Annotated in this window: 13 protein-coding genes; 7 read left to right on the forward strand and 6 right to left on the reverse strand. The window is 64.3% G+C overall.

Annotation, left to right across the window (positions count from 1 at the left end; translation table 11 throughout):
* Window positions 1-76: 76 nt before the first annotated feature.
* Both AU252_RS08485 and AU252_RS08490 read left to right on the forward strand, forming a co-directional pair.
* Window positions 77-343: a GlsB/YeaQ/YmgE family stress response membrane protein gene (locus tag AU252_RS08485; RefSeq protein ID WP_058930334.1), complete on the forward strand. Its 267-nt coding sequence runs from the start codon at window positions 77-79 to the stop codon at window positions 341-343.
* Between the two features lie 113 nt (window positions 344-456).
* Window positions 457-975 carry a hypothetical protein gene (locus tag AU252_RS08490; protein ID WP_058930335.1) on the forward strand — a complete coding sequence of 173 codons (519 nt, stop codon included), beginning with the start codon at window positions 457-459 and terminating at the stop codon, window positions 973-975.
* Between the two features lie 149 nt (window positions 976-1,124).
* On the opposite strand, the gene AU252_RS08495 is transcribed toward AU252_RS08490, so the two are convergent.
* Complete coding sequence (locus tag AU252_RS08495) at window positions 1,125-1,700, reverse strand: DM13 domain-containing protein (RefSeq protein WP_240484352.1); 576 nt, start codon at window positions 1,698-1,700, stop codon at window positions 1,125-1,127.
* Between the two features lie 138 nt (window positions 1,701-1,838).
* Between AU252_RS08495 and AU252_RS08500 the strand changes: the two genes are divergently transcribed.
* Complete coding sequence (locus AU252_RS08500; protein ID WP_058930337.1) at window positions 1,839-3,485, forward strand: DUF222 domain-containing protein; 1,647 nt, start codon at window positions 1,839-1,841, stop codon at window positions 3,483-3,485.
* A gap of 20 nt (window positions 3,486-3,505) precedes the next feature.
* On the opposite strand, the gene AU252_RS08505 is transcribed toward AU252_RS08500, so the two are convergent.
* Window positions 3,506-5,122 carry a GmrSD restriction endonuclease domain-containing protein gene (locus AU252_RS08505; RefSeq protein WP_099093380.1) on the reverse strand — a complete coding sequence of 539 codons (1,617 nt, stop codon included), beginning with the start codon at window positions 5,120-5,122 and terminating at the stop codon, window positions 3,506-3,508.
* Between the two features lie 767 nt (window positions 5,123-5,889).
* Between AU252_RS08505 and AU252_RS08515 the strand changes: the two genes are divergently transcribed.
* Window positions 5,890-6,666: a rolling circle replication-associated protein gene (locus tag AU252_RS08515; RefSeq protein WP_058930340.1), complete on the forward strand. Its 777-nt coding sequence runs from the start codon at window positions 5,890-5,892 to the stop codon at window positions 6,664-6,666.
* Complete coding sequence (locus AU252_RS24120; RefSeq protein WP_167349821.1) at window positions 6,663-6,836, forward strand: hypothetical protein; 174 nt, start codon at window positions 6,663-6,665, stop codon at window positions 6,834-6,836. The genes AU252_RS08515 and AU252_RS24120 overlap by 4 nt, the downstream gene beginning before the upstream one ends.
* On the opposite strand, the gene AU252_RS08520 is transcribed toward AU252_RS24120, so the two are convergent.
* On the reverse strand, window positions 6,831-8,231 hold the full coding sequence (locus AU252_RS08520; RefSeq protein WP_083510319.1) for a recombinase family protein: 1,401 nt from the start codon (window positions 8,229-8,231) through the stop codon (window positions 6,831-6,833). The genes AU252_RS24120 and AU252_RS08520 overlap by 6 nt on opposite strands.
* Before the next feature lie 16 nt (window positions 8,232-8,247).
* On the opposite strand from AU252_RS08520, the gene AU252_RS23825 reads away from it, so the two are divergent.
* Entirely contained in the window at window positions 8,248-8,430 is a 183-nt protein-coding gene (locus tag AU252_RS23825; protein ID WP_157768955.1) for a hypothetical protein, read from the forward strand.
* A 104-nt stretch (window positions 8,431-8,534) separates the two neighbouring features.
* Here AU252_RS23825 and AU252_RS08525 read toward each other — a convergent pair whose 3' ends face one another.
* Window positions 8,535-9,362, reverse strand: coding sequence for a putative protein N(5)-glutamine methyltransferase (locus tag AU252_RS08525; protein WP_058930341.1), 828 nt, complete (start codon window positions 9,360-9,362; stop codon window positions 8,535-8,537).
* A 321-nt stretch (window positions 9,363-9,683) separates the two neighbouring features.
* Here AU252_RS08525 and AU252_RS08530 point away from each other — a divergent pair, with 321 nt between their 5' ends.
* On the forward strand, window positions 9,684-12,686 hold the full coding sequence (locus AU252_RS08530) for an alpha-amylase family glycosyl hydrolase (RefSeq protein ID WP_058932839.1): 3,003 nt from the start codon (window positions 9,684-9,686) through the stop codon (window positions 12,684-12,686).
* A 10-nt stretch (window positions 12,687-12,696) separates the two neighbouring features.
* Here AU252_RS08530 and AU252_RS08535 read toward each other — a convergent pair whose 3' ends face one another.
* Together AU252_RS08535 and malQ are read right to left on the reverse strand one after the other, a co-directional pair.
* Window positions 12,697-13,623 carry an SDR family oxidoreductase gene (locus AU252_RS08535; protein ID WP_058930342.1) on the reverse strand — a complete coding sequence of 309 codons (927 nt, stop codon included), beginning with the start codon at window positions 13,621-13,623 and terminating at the stop codon, window positions 12,697-12,699.
* Entirely contained in the window at window positions 13,620-15,866 is a 2,247-nt protein-coding gene (gene malQ, locus AU252_RS08540) for a 4-alpha-glucanotransferase (protein ID WP_083510320.1), read from the reverse strand. The genes AU252_RS08535 and malQ overlap by 4 nt, the downstream gene beginning before the upstream one ends.
* Between the last annotated feature and the right edge of the window lie 118 nt (window positions 15,867-15,984).

The following is a 15,984-nucleotide window of genomic DNA, read 5'->3' on the forward strand; positions in this document are numbered from 1 at the left end:
TTAGTATTGGGGCAGAGGGATGAAGCGCGCCCGGGATCCGGGCGCCTCCCTGATGTAGGAAAGAAGGAACGACAAAATGGGTTTCTTTGCATTTTTGATTCTTGGCCTTATTGCCGGCGCGATCGCTAAGGCGATCCTTCCGGGCAAGCAGGGTGGCGGCTGGATCATCACCCTCATCCTGGGCGTCGTCGGTGCGTTCCTCGGCGGCTGGCTTGGCGGGCTGCTCTTCAACGCGCCGCTGCAGGAGTTCTTCTCGCTGCAGACCTGGCTGCTCGCGATCGCCGGCTCGATCATCGTGCTGCTGGTTTACAGCATGGTCACCAAGCGGAGCGTTCGCAGCTAGCGTCGTCACCGGCATGAATACCGGCCCCGGGACCAACATCCCGGGGCCGGTTCTTCTTTCCCCCGGCCAAGCGGATCGGGGACTGACACCTTCTCAACGAGCAGGAGTTCACTATGAAATCCAAACTTCTTTTAGGTATTGGCATCGCGGCAGGCTACGTCCTGGGATCGCGGTCCGGCCGGGCAGCGTACGACAAGCTCAAGGCCAGGGCGGCGAGCATCTGGGACAGTAAGCCGGTCCAGGACAAGGTCAGTGCCGCCACTTCGGCCATCAAGGAGAAGGCTCCCGAGGTGGCGGACCAGCTCGGTGAGGCCGCGCGCCGGGCGGGCACCGTCATCGGCTCGGCCGTCCACCACGACGCCGCGTCCGGTGCCAGCAAATCCAAAACGTCCGACGCCGGCGCCTCGGTGGGTGCCTACGGCACCGCTGCGGCTGGCAGCGCTGCGGCCGGCAGTACTGCGGTGGGCGATCACGTTCCCGCCCACAGCACGCGCCCGGAAACGGTGAACCTGGGGACATCGGACGTTGAGTCAGACCCCGCGTTCAATGACAACCAGGGCCAGGACTGGTCCGGTGAAGGCGGCGCCACTGCTGCCGGCGCAGCCACGAACGTTGACCCCCGACGGGAATGATCGGGGATCGTTGCCGGGACGTTACGCGGGATTCGCCGTGTGACACGGAAGCCACGTTGAAATTGTGCTAAAAATGGTCGTTGCTGGCCGCCGCGCTCCTTGGGGGACGCGGCGGCCAGCCACGTCTCAGGTCATGGCCAGATGCCGTCTCAGGTGACCAGCTCGGCAGCACCGAACGACACGCTGAACTGAACGCACCACAGGTCAACTGACGGGTACTTCGACAGGTCAACGTCGGCGGGAATCCGGTAAACCTGATTGCCCTGATTTCCTTTGATCAGGCCGAGGTCGTAGTAATCTGCGGAGCCAGCGGTGAACCAGCCGGCCGTCCCTTCCACCACGTGAGCGGCACTCAGCCAGACGTGCACATCCGGACCATTGGACGTATCCAGGTTTTCGAGCGTGAGCAGCCTGGCGCCGTCAGGCTGCTGTACGATCCGGACAGTTCCCGTGGTGGCGTGTTCATGGCTGATCAGCGGACCCACAGCAAGCTGCACCGGGCCTGCAGGCATGGGTGCCGGAGTCGGCGCCAGGGGTGTAGGCGGAGTCGGTTGTGCTTGCGCTGGACTGCTGGCCACGATGGGGAGCTGTTCATCCACTCTCACGTCCACAAAGAGAAGCCAGGGCTTGAACAGCACAAGTCCAATCACCAGACCCACCGCTGCAACGGCCGCCGCAGCGATCATCCAGGTCCGGCGTCGGTTTGGACTCTGCTTTCGGCTCATGGACTTTCCGCTCATGGAATCATCGTCCGCGTATCCGGCGACTGGCGCAACGGATCAGCCGTAGCCGGAATTTGTTGCTTTTTGGAGCTCAACCGCAGGACTGGCTTAAATGTCGTACCCCCTTGGCAGAGTATTCCCATGGAAGCTTTCGGGGATCAGCTCGCGGACGACGGCGGCACCGCCGTACTGACGGCCGACGCCGGACTGGCTCCGGTGATCGCCTCGGTGAACGCTGCCGCCGCTTCTGCTCCCGGGACGCTGGCGATGGCCAGCTACGTCGAAGCCGCCGACCTCGCCGGACTGGTTGAGGAGCTCTCCCGGACCGTGGACTACCTCCAGATCCTCGCCGCGGACGCCGTGGACCGCACCCGCACGCAGGCCATCACCGCCGCCGCAACCACACGCACCACCCGGGACTGGGTCACCGGGTGGGACAACGGCGTTGAAACCCTGAACGAAACCGACGCCGCCTGGCCCGCCGGTACCACGGGGACAGCCACCGGGAGCACCCGGACTGTTCCGCGGTCCCCGGCCGATGACGGCTGCAAAAACACCGCCGAATTCCTGCGCCTCCGGCTCCGGATCGGGCGCAGCGAAGCCCACCGCCGCATCCACCTCGCCCACACCATCCTGCCCGCCACCACCCTCACCGGAGACCCCGCACGCCCATTGAGGGAACACCTCGCCGCAGCCCTCACCCCGACCGCCGGCGCCACGAGCAGCCCGGCAGAGACCAGCGCCGACGACGACGCCGATGTAACCCCGTGTCAGGCCGTGACAGGGTCGGGGCCCGTGGTCTCCTCCCGCGCCGGGACCATCATCAGCGCCACCCTGGACCGCCTCAAACACCACACCACCCCGGAGAACCTGGACCGGATCGAACACGACCTCACCCACACCGCCGCCACCGCGGACCCCGACTTCCTCGCCCGCGTCGCCCGCCGCTGGGCCGACACCCTCGACGCCGACGGCACCGAACCCACCGAAGAAGCCCTCCGCCACACCCAAGGCGCGTTCATCCGCAAACCCCGCCACGGCCTGCACCACCTCGAAATCTTCGCGACCACCGACCAATACGAACACCTCGCCACCGTCATGAACGCCGCCACCAACCCCCGCACCACCACAGCCACAGAGACCGGCACAGGGACCGGCGCAGCCACCGGTACAGAAGCCGGGTCCGACACCGGGCAGGGCGACAACGTCTGGCAGGACAACGACCTCGACCTGGACCGACGCACCCGCTCCCAGAAACAACTCGACGGCATCATCGGCGCCCTCAAAGCCGCCCTCAGCACCAACCAACTGCCCACCACCGGCGGGAACCGCCCCCAAATCCTCGCCACCATCAACTACCAAGACCTCCTCCCCCACCTTCCGGCCCCGGACACCAGCGCCGGCGCAGGCGCAGGCGCAGGCGCAGCCACGGAGACGGGTACTGGGGCAGGGAATCTGTCTGGGACCGCGAGCAGCAGTACCGCTTCGGAACCCAGCACAGGTTCGGGCAGCTTCACGTTCACCGGGCCCGTCGCAGCCACCACCCTTCGCAAACTCGCCTGCGACGCCGACATCATCCCCGTCCTCCTCGGCACCAGCGGCGAAATCCTGGACCAAGGCCGCAAAACCCGGCTCTTCACCCCCGCCCAACGCCTGGCCCTGAGCGCCCGCGACCAAGGCTGCACCTTCCCCAACTGCACCATCCCAGCCCCCTGGTGCGAAGCCCACCACATCACCTACTGGTCACAACAAGGCCCCACCAACGTCGGCAACGGCACAAGTTGTTAATCTAACCCCCCTTACCTCGGTCAGGAATCCTGTTTCGGCTCGGGGAGACCACAGAGGGAGCGTGCGTAGGTTGCCAGTCGGGACGCTCGAGCCTTGCGGAACGTGTCGAAGTCAGACGCAAAATCCTCGTCCTCAAGAAATGCCGAGGTCAGAATTTCTCCCAGAATCTCTTCGTCGTCCGGCATGAGCTGCCTGTATACGTCAGGCGCCTTGCGACGAATCTTGTTGTTGTCGTCGCGCGACAGGAAACAGAAGTTCGCAAAGCTGTTTATTTCGTATGCACTAACATCAAGGTCCTCCAGGTGCGCCTTAGGGAAAATGTGGTGAAATTCGCTTTTGTTGTAGGCCTGCAGAACGGCTTTGAGGTCTACCTTGTTGCCCGACAAGAAGCTGCGGGGGTTTTGACTAGCGAGCATATTCACAAAGGTTGCCGTTCTCGCAGAATTCATCCTGAAATTACTGGTGAGAAAAAAGTCGTCAGACACTGAAACCGAGAATTTAGCAATGTCGGCAGAACCGTCGTCGCGTAGTGCTGCCATTTCGATAATATCGGCTTTGGCTGCTCGAATTGTTTGTCCGCTATAGCGTTCAGAAAAACAAGCCCTCCAGAACCACTTCTTCAATTGCGCAGTCTGGGCCGAAGTGTGGCGGGGTAGCTGTCCCGAGTCAACCGCAAAGAAAACTGCAAGAGGAACAAGCATCAACGGGTAGGGAAGGGTCTTCACAGTCTCGACGTTGAGCTGCTTACTTAGGAACTCAACTGCTCCCTTTATCCCGTTGACCACACGGTCGTAGGCCGCCCGTATTTCGTCGCCATCGGCACTCATCAGTGCCTCCACCGTCGGGTCGCCCTTCAAGACGGCAGCGCATGCGCGCAGTACTAGATCCCCGCCGGTAACTGCATCGCCGAAGGCGAACAGTTCTAGTTCATCCTCCAGGTCCAAGAATTTCTGACGAAGGTCGAAGTCTTCACTCCACGTCCATGCCGACAGTAGCTCCAGGGGGCTCAGCTCGACTCCGAGTCGGTTTATTCGTTCGAACACGATGGCGACAGTCGCCCTATCCTCCGTCTCGATCGCTTGAACGGGAATCATTGCCTCTTTGAAGCGGCTGTGTAGGTCATCAAGCAGATTGAGCTTGTCCTCATCGGAGCTGAAAGGGTCCGTTGCCCGCCGGTATGCTGCCGAATCAAAAAGTGCCTTTAGTGGAAAATGAGCTTGTGGATCGACTTCGCTTTCAGCGAGTGCGAGGAATTGTGATTGCTGCGCACTAGCCTCGGCCGTGAGGTCAAAATAAACATCTGGATATTCGTCGCCTGCAGGCCTGGTGAGTTCGGTTTGAAAGGTCATAAATAATGATGTGACACGCTGTTGTCCATCGAGGACATATGTAACAGGATTAGTGCCCTCCGGCTCGGGCAGGGCATATGGTCCAATTTGCCGATCGGCGTCCAACTGCTGTTGGGTCGTCCAGAAAAGCATTGAACCATAGGGATATCCTTTGTAAATTGAATCCATAAAATGAGCAATTCGTTCTGAATCCCACACAAATGCACGCTGAAACGCTGGAATTCTAATCTGTCCGCTGTGCACGTGAGCGAGAAGCGTTCTGATGGGCATGCTCTTAAGTTCGGCCACAAATCCTCCATAAATTGATAGCTACCATGAGGATAAGGTGTGAGACGCAGTCCGCGCCGAAGGCGCGGCTTTACTTGAAATAGCAACATAACTCGGAGTGATTGGATCTGGCGCTGAACCACCAGCCGTGGTGCTGCGAGCTAGCCCAGACGCGAAACCCACCCAATAAACCCACCCAGGATCGCTACGACTCCAGCGGCCAGGAAGATTTTCGCGTAGAGACGGATTCGGCGACGCTTCTTCGTTCTGTATGTAGCCATATCTTCAGTCCGCAGAAATAGATTCCAGTTCGTCGCCCAACTGGACAGGGGGCCGGACATGGCCAAAGCAAACATGCCCATAAGCACCAAAAGTGAACCCGCCAACAGCGCTTGGCCAGCCATGTATGCCCCCCTAAAGCCACGAATTGGTACTTGCCACGTTAGCGGGCAGACGGTGGCAAGGGACGCAGCGCCCGCAGGACGCTCCGCGTCCGAGGACGAACGGTCGCGCGGCAGCTAGTGACAGCCATGTAATTCATATGGCAAGATGGGCGCATTGCAGCCGGCAGAACCAACTCAGGGCCGGAATAGATACTTAGCAGGTGGCCTTCCTGAGGGGTCGAGCAGCGTGGTAGGCCCGCGTCCAGAGAATGCTCACGGTTAAACGACAGAGTTGGGCCCACCGGAGCGAGACCGGATGCTGAGGCCCCTGTCATATCAATTGCTGCTTTTCCTTTTGTCAGTGGACCTTGGCGATTCCTGTCGGTTTCGTTCTCTTGGGGTCCCATGTCCACGTCTGCTGTCAACAGGTCACTTGGGCGGCTCATCGCTGCCGATGCCGGCTGGTTTTTCTCGCTCTATCTGGACGCCGGCGAGGGCGGCGGCGGGTTCCGCTCGTCGTACAAGCCCAACCGTGCGTTTGTCGCCAAAGGCTCGGCCGCCGATCCTCAACGCGCTGCTGCCGAAGCCGGGAGGCGCGCGAGGTCCAAGCTGCGCCGCTACTGTGCCGCGAACAGGCTGAACCGTCTCGGAACGCTGACCTATGCCGAGTCCTGCCATGACCCGCAGGAACTACGCTCCCATCTCGGCGCTTTTTTCCGGGATCTCAGGGCGGGCTTAGGCGGTGCCCCATTGCCGTATGCCTGGGTTCCGGAGTGGCACAAAACGGACCACGGACTGCACGCTCACTTCGCGGTCGGACGTTACATCAAGCAGCGTCTCATCAAAGAGGCTTGGGGCCGCGGGCACGTCCATATCAAGCTGCTGGGTGACTTACCTGTCGGGTCGGGGGCGTTGTTCGAGGCACGCACGGCAGCCGGGTATCTGTCAAAGTACGTCTCGAAGACTTTCACGGACCCAGGGTCCCAAGTATTGGGGCTTCACCGCTACGACGTCGCTCAGGGCTTCCAGCCGATCAAGCTCGCGCTCAGCGGTCACTCCCCCGGTGATGTTCTGGCGCAGGCCTCCGACTACTTGAACGGGCCTCCGGTGACCCAGTGGTCGTCCGCTTCCGTGGAGGACTGGGCTGGTGCTCCCGCAATCTGGGCGCAGTGGGGTGCATGATGCTGGATCAACGGGTGCTTGCTGCATGGGTGGAGGCCAGTTGTGGTGCCCAGGGCGTTCCGGTCCGTGTGACCGATCCCGGTGTTCTTGCCCGGGTTGGCGTGCTCATGGGTGCCGCGCCCGGAACGGACGGACGCGGCAGCGGCCGGAGTACCGCCGCGGCGTCATAGCTGCCAAACGGGCTGAATCCGTGCCGGGTCCAGCGATCGCGCTCCCGGTGTCCCCGGCAGAATGGTCGCGTAGTCCAGGACCGCCTTGATGATCGCAGCCTGCCTGTCCAGGTTCAGCGTCTTCCAGGTGTCCTTCAATTGCCCGCCGGTGCCCACGAGTCCGTCCAGGGCTGTAGAGTTCGACGCCATTGCCATCTGTCGCTCCGTGGCCTTTATCCTTGCCTCAATGGGGCCGCGGGCCGCTTTCCACTCCGCGGACGAAATTACCTTGTCTGCCCACAGTTCGGACAGTTCTTTCATCTGGCTCCGGTCTGCCTCCAACTCCGTCAGCAGGCTGCTTTGCCGCTGATCCGCCGCCCGGCGCCCTGTGAGAGCATCCGACATCTCCGTGGTGTCCAGTCGCATGAGCACCGCAGCGGCGAGAAACTCTTCCAGCGGAGGGGCCACGACCGTGATGCCTCCGCAGCCGCCATGGTCTGGCCCGGAAAGGCAGACGTATCGGCGGGTGTTCACTCGGACGGCGGAGAACAGCTTGTTTCCGCATTTGCCGCACCGCAAAAGGCCGGACAGCACGTACCGCCTCGGCGCGCGGGTATTGGTCCGTTTCTTGGTTTCGAAGTGGCCAAGTATCTGCTGCCGCTGCTCCGGTGTGATGATCCCGGACCATTGAGCATCCGCCACCACAACGCCTTTGTGCTCGCGCAGCCCTGCGATGCGGGCTGATTTCAGGAGGGTGTTTAGGGTCATGGTCTGCCAGGGGCCGCCCGCCGTGGTCTGCACGCCTTCGCTATTGAGCCAGACACAGATGGACCGCGAGGATTCCCCGGCCAGGAATCGGGCCACGGCCTGACGCAAAATCTCAGCCTCGGCCTCGTTTACAGTCATGCGGTCCTGCTCGTATCCAAAGGGGCGGTGGTGGCCCCCGTTAGGTAGTCCCTGCTCGGCCGTCTGCCGGGCCTTGCGCTGAAGACGCTGCGACTTCCGCCCGGACTCCTTGGATGCGATGGCTGCCAAAATGCGGGCCATAAACAGCCCGTCATCGTTACCGAGATCAATGTCGGCCGTTACCGACTTCACCTGCGTCACCCCGGCCTGCTCGCACAATCGGGTGAACTGTTCCAACTCCATCGGCTGCCGGGTCAGCCTATCCATGTTGTAAACAATTACTGCGTCGCGGTAGCCTCCGGCCAAATCGTCAAGCATCCGCTGGTACTGGGGTCTAGGCTTCCCCTTGTAGGCGCTGATGTCGTTGTCGACGTACTCCTCGCCCACCGTCCAGCCGTGATCGGCGGCGAGCTTGTGGCAGTCTTCCAGCTGGCGTGTCACGCCCAACGCCTCGCCAGATTGATCAGAGGAGATGCGGGCGTAGATCGCGGCGGAGCGGGGTTGCTTCATGGGGTCAGACTAACAAATGGTCAGCAACGGAGCCCTCCTCTGCTCCCATCACCACCACCTCATCCACAAAGAACAATGGACCATCCACACCCGCAACGGCGTCCCCTGGTTCACACCCCCACGCCACATCGACCCCACCCAAAAAACCCAACAAAACCACTACTTCAAACCACCACCCCCACCACCCAAACGCGAATAAACGCTGCAGCAACGCGAATAGACACTGCCACAGCGCGATAAGGCAGCCACAACGCGAATGGGCAGCCACCCCCGCAGGAAGAGGTACCTGCCGGCGCACCCTTACTAAGGCCGGGCGCGTCCGACTACAACGGTGCCGTCCAGTTCTTCCGAGCGGACCGTCCTCACCGCGAAGCCCGCATGCGCCAGGATCGACGACGTCCCTCCGGCCTGCCGCTCGCTGGTTTCGATGATGAGATGCCCGCCCGGCCGCAGCCATTCGCTGGCCTCCGCAGCGACGCGGCGGTGGAACTCGAGTCCGTCAGTGCCGCCGTCGAGCGACCACAACGGTTCGTGCTCGCGTGCCTCGTGCGGCATGGAATCGATAGCACCGGTGGGGACATAGGGGGCGTTGACAACCATTACACTGATCCGCCCTCTGACGGCGGGCGGCAGCGCCTCAAACAGGTCGCCCTGGTGGACCTCACCACCCACACGGCCAATGTTCCGGCGGGCGCAGGCCACCGCAGCCGGGTCAATGTCCGCCGCATGGAGCTCCAGCCCCGGAATCCGGAAGGCGATGGCGGCCCCCACCGCACCGGACCCGCAACACAGGTCCACAACAACGACGGGCTCCGAACCCTCCCGGTGCTCCCGCTTCGGGTCCGCCGAGAGCAGGGCTGCGGCCTCATTCACCAAGAGCCCAGTGCGGCGGCGCGGAACAAAAACCCCAGCATCGAGCTCAATCCGGAGTCCGCAGAACTCGGCCCAGCCCAGGATGTGCTCCAGCGGGTACCCGGCAACGCGCTGCTCCACCGCCGCAGCGATTTCGGCCGGGCCGGACACCGCCGCGAGGAGAAGCCGGGCTTCCTCCTCCGCAAAGACGCACCCGGCCGAGCGCAGCCGCTCAGCGATCCCCAAAAGGGACTCAACATGAAATTCAGTGGCTGACATGCGTACACCTTCCGCGAACTGATGGGCGCCGAGCACCGTCGCCCGCCTCTGAATGTACGCGAAGATAGCCTCTGCCGGCCCAACCCAAAAGACTGGATTTATTCAGTGCAAGCGCTTACAGTGTGCCGTGGTTCACCTGGCGATCATCCCTGATCGCCAGCGCGAACCCCACCCCTGACCGCCAACTGACGCCGCCCCACTCGCATCTCCACAGCAGCCTGAACAGCACCGCCGCTACCAGGAAGGTCTCCTGACGTGAAAACACGCACCCGCAGAAGCTCAATCCAACGCCTCAACTATCCGATATCGCCATGGCTGGGACTGCTCGCCGCAGCCGTAGTTGCTTCCACTTCCGTCCTCCCGGCGCACGCGGCGCCGGGCCCGCAAGACCCAGGGTCGTCGTCGGCCCTTCACTCCCTCCGAGCCCCGGTGACGGACGAGAATTTCTACTTTGTGATGGCTGACCGCTTCAGCAACGGTGACACAACCAATGACGACGGCGGCCTGGGCAGCGACCCCATGGTGTCCGGCTTCAACCCGACGAAAAAGGGCTTCTACAACGGCGGCGACCTGGCCGGGCTGCTCGACAAGATCGACTACATCCAGGGCCTGGGCACCACGTCCATCTGGCTCACCCCCAGCTTCAAGAACAAGGCGGTACAGCCCGAGGACAATTCGGCCGGCTATCACGGCTACTGGATCACGGACTTCACCCAGATCGACCCCCATCTAGGAACCAACGACGAGTTGAAGGCCCTCATCGACGAAGCCCACTCGCGCGGCATGAAGGTGTACTTCGACATCATCACCAACCACACCGCGGACGTGATCGGCTACGAACAGGGCGCCCGCAAGAGCTACGTCTCCAAGGACGAGGTTCCGTACAAGACCGCGGCCGGTAAGGCCTTCGACGACCGCGACTTAGCAGGCTCCGACGACTTCCCGGAGCTTGATGCCAAGACGTCCTTCCCCTACGTCCCCGTTCTGGATAAAGCCGAGGAGAACCTGAAGGTCCCCGCCTGGCTGAACGATCCCACGCTGTACCACAACCGCGGCGACACCACCTTTGTAGGCGAGGACTCCTACTACGGCGACTTCTTCGGTCTCGATGACCTCTTCACCGAGAACCCCAAAGTGGTGGACGGCATGGCGGAGATCTACAAGACCTGGATCGGCGATTTCGGCGTGGATGGCTTCCGGATCGACACCATGAAGCACGTCAACAACGAGTTCTGGCAGGAATTCGGCCCGGAGGTGCTCAGCTACGCCAAGGCGCAGGGCAAGGACGAGTTCTTTATGTTCGGCGAAGTCTTCGACACGTCCAAGTCCTTCACCTCGCAATTCACCACCCGCAACCAGATGCAGGCCGTGCTGGACTTCCCGTTCCAGGAGGCCGCCCGGAACTTCGCGTCCAAGAGCCAAGACACCCGCTCGCTGGAAACATTCTTCGCCGGCGACGACTGGTACACCGACGCCGATTCCAACGTCTACCAACTGCCAACCTTCCTGGGCAACCACGACATGGGCCGCATCGGCAGCTTCATCGCCGCCGACAACCCGGGCTCAGCCGACCCGGAGCAGGTGGCCCGCGACCAACTGGCCCACGAGCTGATGTATTTTTCCCGCGGCAACCCGGTGATCTACTACGGCGACGAGCAGGGCTTCACGGGCCCCGGCGGCGACCAGGACGCCCGGCAGACGCTCTTCGCCAGCCAGGTGCCGGAGTACCTCGACGACGACCTGCTGGGCACCGATGCCACGCACGCCACCGACAACTTCAACGCCGGCCACCTGCTGTATTCCAAGATCAGTGAACTCGCGGCCTTGACCAAGGACCACCCGGCCCTGCGCGACGGCGCCCACCAGCACCGCTACGCCTCCGAAGGGCCAGGGATCTATGCCTTCTCCCGCACCGACGCGGAGGACCAGCGTGAGTATGTCGTAGCCCTGAACAACAGCGAACAGCCGCAGACGGCCGACGTGCCCACCTATATCGACAAGCGCAGCTACACGCAGATTTACGGTGCGGGCGCGGACAGTGTGGAGACCTCAGCGGACGGAAAGCTGACGGTCACCGTCCCGCCGCTGTCGGCCGTGGTCTACCAGTCATCGGGCCGCATTCCGCACTCCAAGGCGGCTCCCGCTGTCGCACTTCGGGAACCTGCCGCGGCACCGGCGGATAACGGCCGGATCAACGTGACGGCCGACGTCGGCGGTGCTTCGTTCTACGAGGTCACCTTTGAGGCCAGGACGGCGGGCGGTGGCTGGGCACCGATCGGCACCGACGACACCGCGCCGTACCAGGTGTTCCACGATGTTGCTGCCCTGGAAGCAGGCACCGCCGTCGAATACCGTGCCACAGTGCTGGACAACGGGGGCCACCGGGCCACCAGCCAGCCCCGGGCAGCCTCAGTTCCGGCGCCGGTCCTCACGATCCAGAAGCCTCTGGAAGGAAGCAGCGTGGAGGGGGCCGTTGAGCTCAGCGCTACGGCCGATCCGGAAAAGTCCAACCACGTGGTGTCCTTCGAGCGCAACGTGGCCGGCGGCGAGTGGACGGCCGTAGGCTCCGATGGCTCCTCGCCGGTGTATTCGGTCACCGATGACCTGGCGGTACTGGAGCTCGCGGACGGCACGAAGGTGCAGTACCGCGCCCGCATGAGCGGCCCCGGCTTCAGCGTGGTCAGCGAGTTGCGGACGGTCACGGTGGGCGAGGCTCCGCAGCCGGATTCGGTGACCGTGGCCGGGTCGCTGAACTCCGAGATGGGTTGCCCTGGAGATTGGGGCCCGGCCTGCCCAGCCGCGTTCATGACCCTGGACCCGGCGGACAACATCTGGCGGCTCACGGCAGACCTGCCAGCCGGGACGTACGACTACAAGGCCGCGCTCAACGGCAACTGGGACGTGAACTATGGCGCCGGCGGAGTCCTTGACGGCAGCAACATCGTGTTGGACCATCCTGGCGGGGCCGTCACATTCCGCTACGACAACAGCACACACGTCCTCAGCGCCGGGTACGCCTCCCAACAGCCGGGCGCTGTCGCCATCGCGGGGAGCCTGGACAACGAACTCGGGTGCGGCGCGGACTGGGAACCCACCTGCGACCAGGCCCAGCTGACGCTGGACCCGGCAACGCTGGTGTGGAAGCTGTCCGTGCCGGACCTGCCGGCCGGGACGTATGAGTTCAAGGCGGCTCTGAACCGCAATTGGGACGTGAATTACGGGGCTGACGGGGTGCCCAACGGGGCCAACATCTCCTACACGCACGACGGCGGCGCGGTCACCTTCCGGTACGACCACGCCACCCACCTCCTCACGGCGGGATAGCCGCGGCTGGCTAGGGCTTGTCGCGGGCCTGGGTGCGTACCGTTTGCCCCAGGCCCGTGACGAACCGCCGGATGGCGAGCTCGGCAGTGGGCGGCTCGCCGAAGAACTGCCGCTGAAGAGTGGTGTCCGCGACGTACCGGCCGGTCTGGAACCACGCGATCATGGCAGCCAGGTCCTTGGCCATGGGGCTGACCGGCGCCAGCACGGTCCCCGCAGCCCGGACAACCCCGGCGGGGACGGACCGGACACGAAGGGGCCGGCCGGTGAGCCGGCCCGCAATGTCCGCGACGTCCTGCATGGCCACTGGCCGGTCCCAGCCGATGTCGATGCGCCGGCCCTCCAGATCCGGGAGGTCAACCGCCTCCGCAAGATAGCCGGCGAGGTCGGAGGTGAGCACGAATGTCAGCGGGATCCGCGGCGATCCGATCCAGCTGAGCCGCCCTTTGCTGAACGGGTCGCCGCCGAACCGGGTGACCTGGTCCAGGAACGCGCCCGGCCGAAGCGCCACAAACGGGACACCGAGTTCCTCCAGCTTGTCTTCGGTCAGCTTCTTATGCCAGAAGTGCGGAACCTTCGGGGCCTGGTCGCACGTGAGGATGCTGGTGAGGACAAACCGCCGGACGCCCGAGCGGCTGGCTGCCTCCACCAGGTTGGTGTTGCCCAACGTGTCGGTTTTTGGGGTGTCCCCCTTGCGGTGCCTGGTATAGCCCGCTGCCGAGGTGATCACGGCGTCGACGCCCTCCATGGCCCGCAGCAACGACCAGGGATCCATCATGTCGCCTCGCGCGATCTCCACCCCGGCAGCCTCGAGCACGGAGGCATCCGAGCCGGGCCGCACCAGCGCCCGCACCCGCTTCCCGCGCTTGAGCAGCTCCGTGGCAACCTGGCGGCCCAGCATGCCGGTGCCTCCCACTACGAGGACGGGCCCGTCGGTCATTGGGAATCCCCCAACGCCTCCGAGACGGCACCCAGCAAGGCGTTGAACCGCGTGTTTCCGGGAAGGTCGTCGATAAACACCGGCTTACCGTCCGGACCGCCGAGCGGGACCTGCCAGTTCGGGTACAGCGCCTCGGTGGTACCGGGCTGGTTCTGCACGCGCCGCTCCCCCACGGCATCCACCAGCGCCACCCCGAGAAGGACCGACGGCGTCTGGGCCAGCAGGCGGTGCAGCGCCTCGATGGTGCGTTCCTCGCTGCCGGTGCTGCCGTAGCCACCGTCGGCTGAGACGCCACCATCAGGCAGCAGGCCGCGTTCCCGCAGCAGCCCCATCATCTTTTCCAGCGTGGCCGTGTGCTCCGCCCGCTCTTCCGCCTCGGGGCGTTCCAGGAGGCCCAGCCTGCTGCGAAGGGCCACGTGGTCACCCGCCAGGTAGCCGGCGGTGGGCGGCAGGTCGTGGGTGTTGACGCTGGCGAGGGCCTGCGTGCGGTACCGCTCCGGCGGCAGGGGTGAATCGCCGTCGTTCTCGAACCAGAGGATGGAGGTGCCCAGGATGCCGCGGGCAGCGAGGTAGTCGCGCACCCACGGCTCGAAGGTTCCCAGATCCTCCCCGATCACCACGGCGCCGGCACGCTGGGCCTCCAGTGCCAGGATACCGATCAGTGCTTCGTGGTCGTACGTGACATAGGCGCCGTCGCGCGGGGAGTTGCCGGCCGGCACCCACCAGAGGCGGAACAAGCCCAGCACGTGGTCCACCCGGATGCCGCCGGCATGCCGGAGCACGGTGGAGAGCATGTTGCGGAACGGCGCGTAGCCTGCCTCCGCCAGGCGGGCTGGATGCCACGGCGGCTGATTCCAGTCCTGGCCGAGCTGGTTGTACATGTCCGGCGGCGCCCCCACGCTGATCCCGGGCGCCAGGACACCGCGGAGGGTCCATGCGTCGGCGCTGCTGAGGTCCACGCCCACGGCAAGATCGTGCACCACGCCCAGCCGCATCCCCGCCCGGCGCGCAGCCTGCTGCGCGTTCTCAAGCTGCTCGTCACAGATCCACTGCAGCCAGCGGTGGAACCCGATCCTGTCCGCAAGCTTCCCGCGCAGTGACTCCGCCTCAGGGGAACCCAGCGCGCAGTCCGGGTCCGTCCAGACCGGATGGTCCGGTGCCAGGTCTTCCCGGATGGCGGACCACAGGGCGAAATCATCCAGCCCGGCGCCGGAGATCCGGCAGAATTCGTCGAACGCTGCCTGCCGCGCCGGCGAGCGCCGGGCGTGATAGAGAAGTTCCAGGGCCTGGAGCTTGGCGGCGTATACGGCATTCCGGTCCAGCCGTTCGCCGTCCTTGTTCAGGGCCTGGACCTGCTCCTGCAAGCTGTCCACCGCCGCGCGCTTACGCGGCTTCAGGTAGGCGATTTCGGGGATGGCCTCCACACGGATGTACAGCGGGTTGAAGAAGCGCCGCGTGGACGGCGAGTAGGGCGAGGGCTGGACCGGCGGCACAGGTTCCGCGGCGTGCAGCGGGTTGACCAACACATAGTCCGCACCACGGGCGCCGCTGAGCGTGGCCAGATCCGCGAGGTCGGCGAAGTCGCCGATCCCCCAGGACCGTTTGGACCGCACGGAGTAGAGCTGCGTGGCCAGGCCCCATCCCCGACGCTCCACCAAGGAATCGGCGGTGGTGAGCCGCGCCGGAACCACCACCAGCGCGCCCTCGGCTGTGACGCCGTCGGACTCTGCCTGCAGCGTGTGCCAGCCCAGCGGCAACCCCGCCGGCACGGCGAAGGTGGCCCGGCCGGTGGCCACGCCGTTAACGTCCTGGGGCGGCACCCAGACGTCCTGCTGGACAGCTTCCACGGGCTCGCCCGTACCGGCCTCGAGCACAACTGTCAGACGCGCTGTCGAACCGTCCCGGACGTGGACGGGAACCAGTGCGGTTTGGCCCTGCTGGACCACGACAGCGGGCGGCAGCATCCGCCGCCACGGCGCCACTTCCGCCTCGGCCAGGGCAGCCTCGATCAGCTGGTTCGTGTGGGCCGGGACGCCCAGCGCCGCCAGGACCTTGGTCAGCGTCTCCGGGGCCACGCTGTGCGGCAGCCCGTCCCAGCCGTGGAACGAGGTCCCCACGCCGTGAACGTCGGCGAGGCGTTGGAGCAGGTGCCTGTCCACGGGCCCATGACCGGCGGCATCACCATGGCCCGTTGGAACCGGCGTGCCGAAAATTGGAGCGTGCTGCTGGTCTGGAGCCTTCATGGATGTCCGCCTCGTCTGGTGTGATGGGCCCGAACTTACATTGCTGCTTTGCACGCCGGAGCTTCGCTGCGCCCGGACACACTTTGCCTCCGATTATTGCAGGGCCGCCCCGGACTGC

The sequence above is a fragment of the Pseudarthrobacter sulfonivorans genome, from assembly GCF_001484605.1.
In the GTDB taxonomy this organism is placed as follows: domain Bacteria; phylum Actinomycetota; class Actinomycetes; order Actinomycetales; family Micrococcaceae; genus Arthrobacter; species Arthrobacter sulfonivorans_A.

Excerpts from the sequence above, each read along its gene's own strand:
- AU252_RS08485 (WP_058930334.1), top strand. The coding sequence starts at position 77 with ATGGGTTTCTTTGCATTTTTGATTCTTGGCCTTATTGCCGGCGCGATC.
- AU252_RS08490 (WP_058930335.1), top strand. The coding sequence starts at position 457 with ATGAAATCCAAACTTCTTTTAGGTATTGGCATCGCGGCAGGCTACGTC.
- AU252_RS08495 (WP_240484352.1), bottom strand. The coding sequence starts at position 1,700 with ATGAGCCGAAAGCAGAGTCCAAACCGACGCCGGACCTGGATGATCGCT.
- AU252_RS08500 (WP_058930337.1), top strand. The coding sequence starts at position 1,839 with ATGGAAGCTTTCGGGGATCAGCTCGCGGACGACGGCGGCACCGCCGTA.
- AU252_RS08515 (WP_058930340.1), top strand. The coding sequence starts at position 5,890 with ATGTCCACGTCTGCTGTCAACAGGTCACTTGGGCGGCTCATCGCTGCC.
- AU252_RS24120 (WP_167349821.1), top strand. The coding sequence starts at position 6,663 with ATGATGCTGGATCAACGGGTGCTTGCTGCATGGGTGGAGGCCAGTTGT.
- AU252_RS08520 (WP_083510319.1), bottom strand. The coding sequence starts at position 8,231 with ATGAAGCAACCCCGCTCCGCCGCGATCTACGCCCGCATCTCCTCTGAT.
- AU252_RS23825 (WP_157768955.1), top strand. The coding sequence starts at position 8,248 with ATGGTCAGCAACGGAGCCCTCCTCTGCTCCCATCACCACCACCTCATC.
- AU252_RS08525 (WP_058930341.1), bottom strand. The coding sequence starts at position 9,362 with ATGTCAGCCACTGAATTTCATGTTGAGTCCCTTTTGGGGATCGCTGAG.
- AU252_RS08535 (WP_058930342.1), bottom strand. The coding sequence starts at position 13,623 with ATGACCGACGGGCCCGTCCTCGTAGTGGGAGGCACCGGCATGCTGGGC.
- malQ (WP_083510320.1), bottom strand. The coding sequence starts at position 15,866 with ATGAAGGCTCCAGACCAGCAGCACGCTCCAATTTTCGGCACGCCGGTT.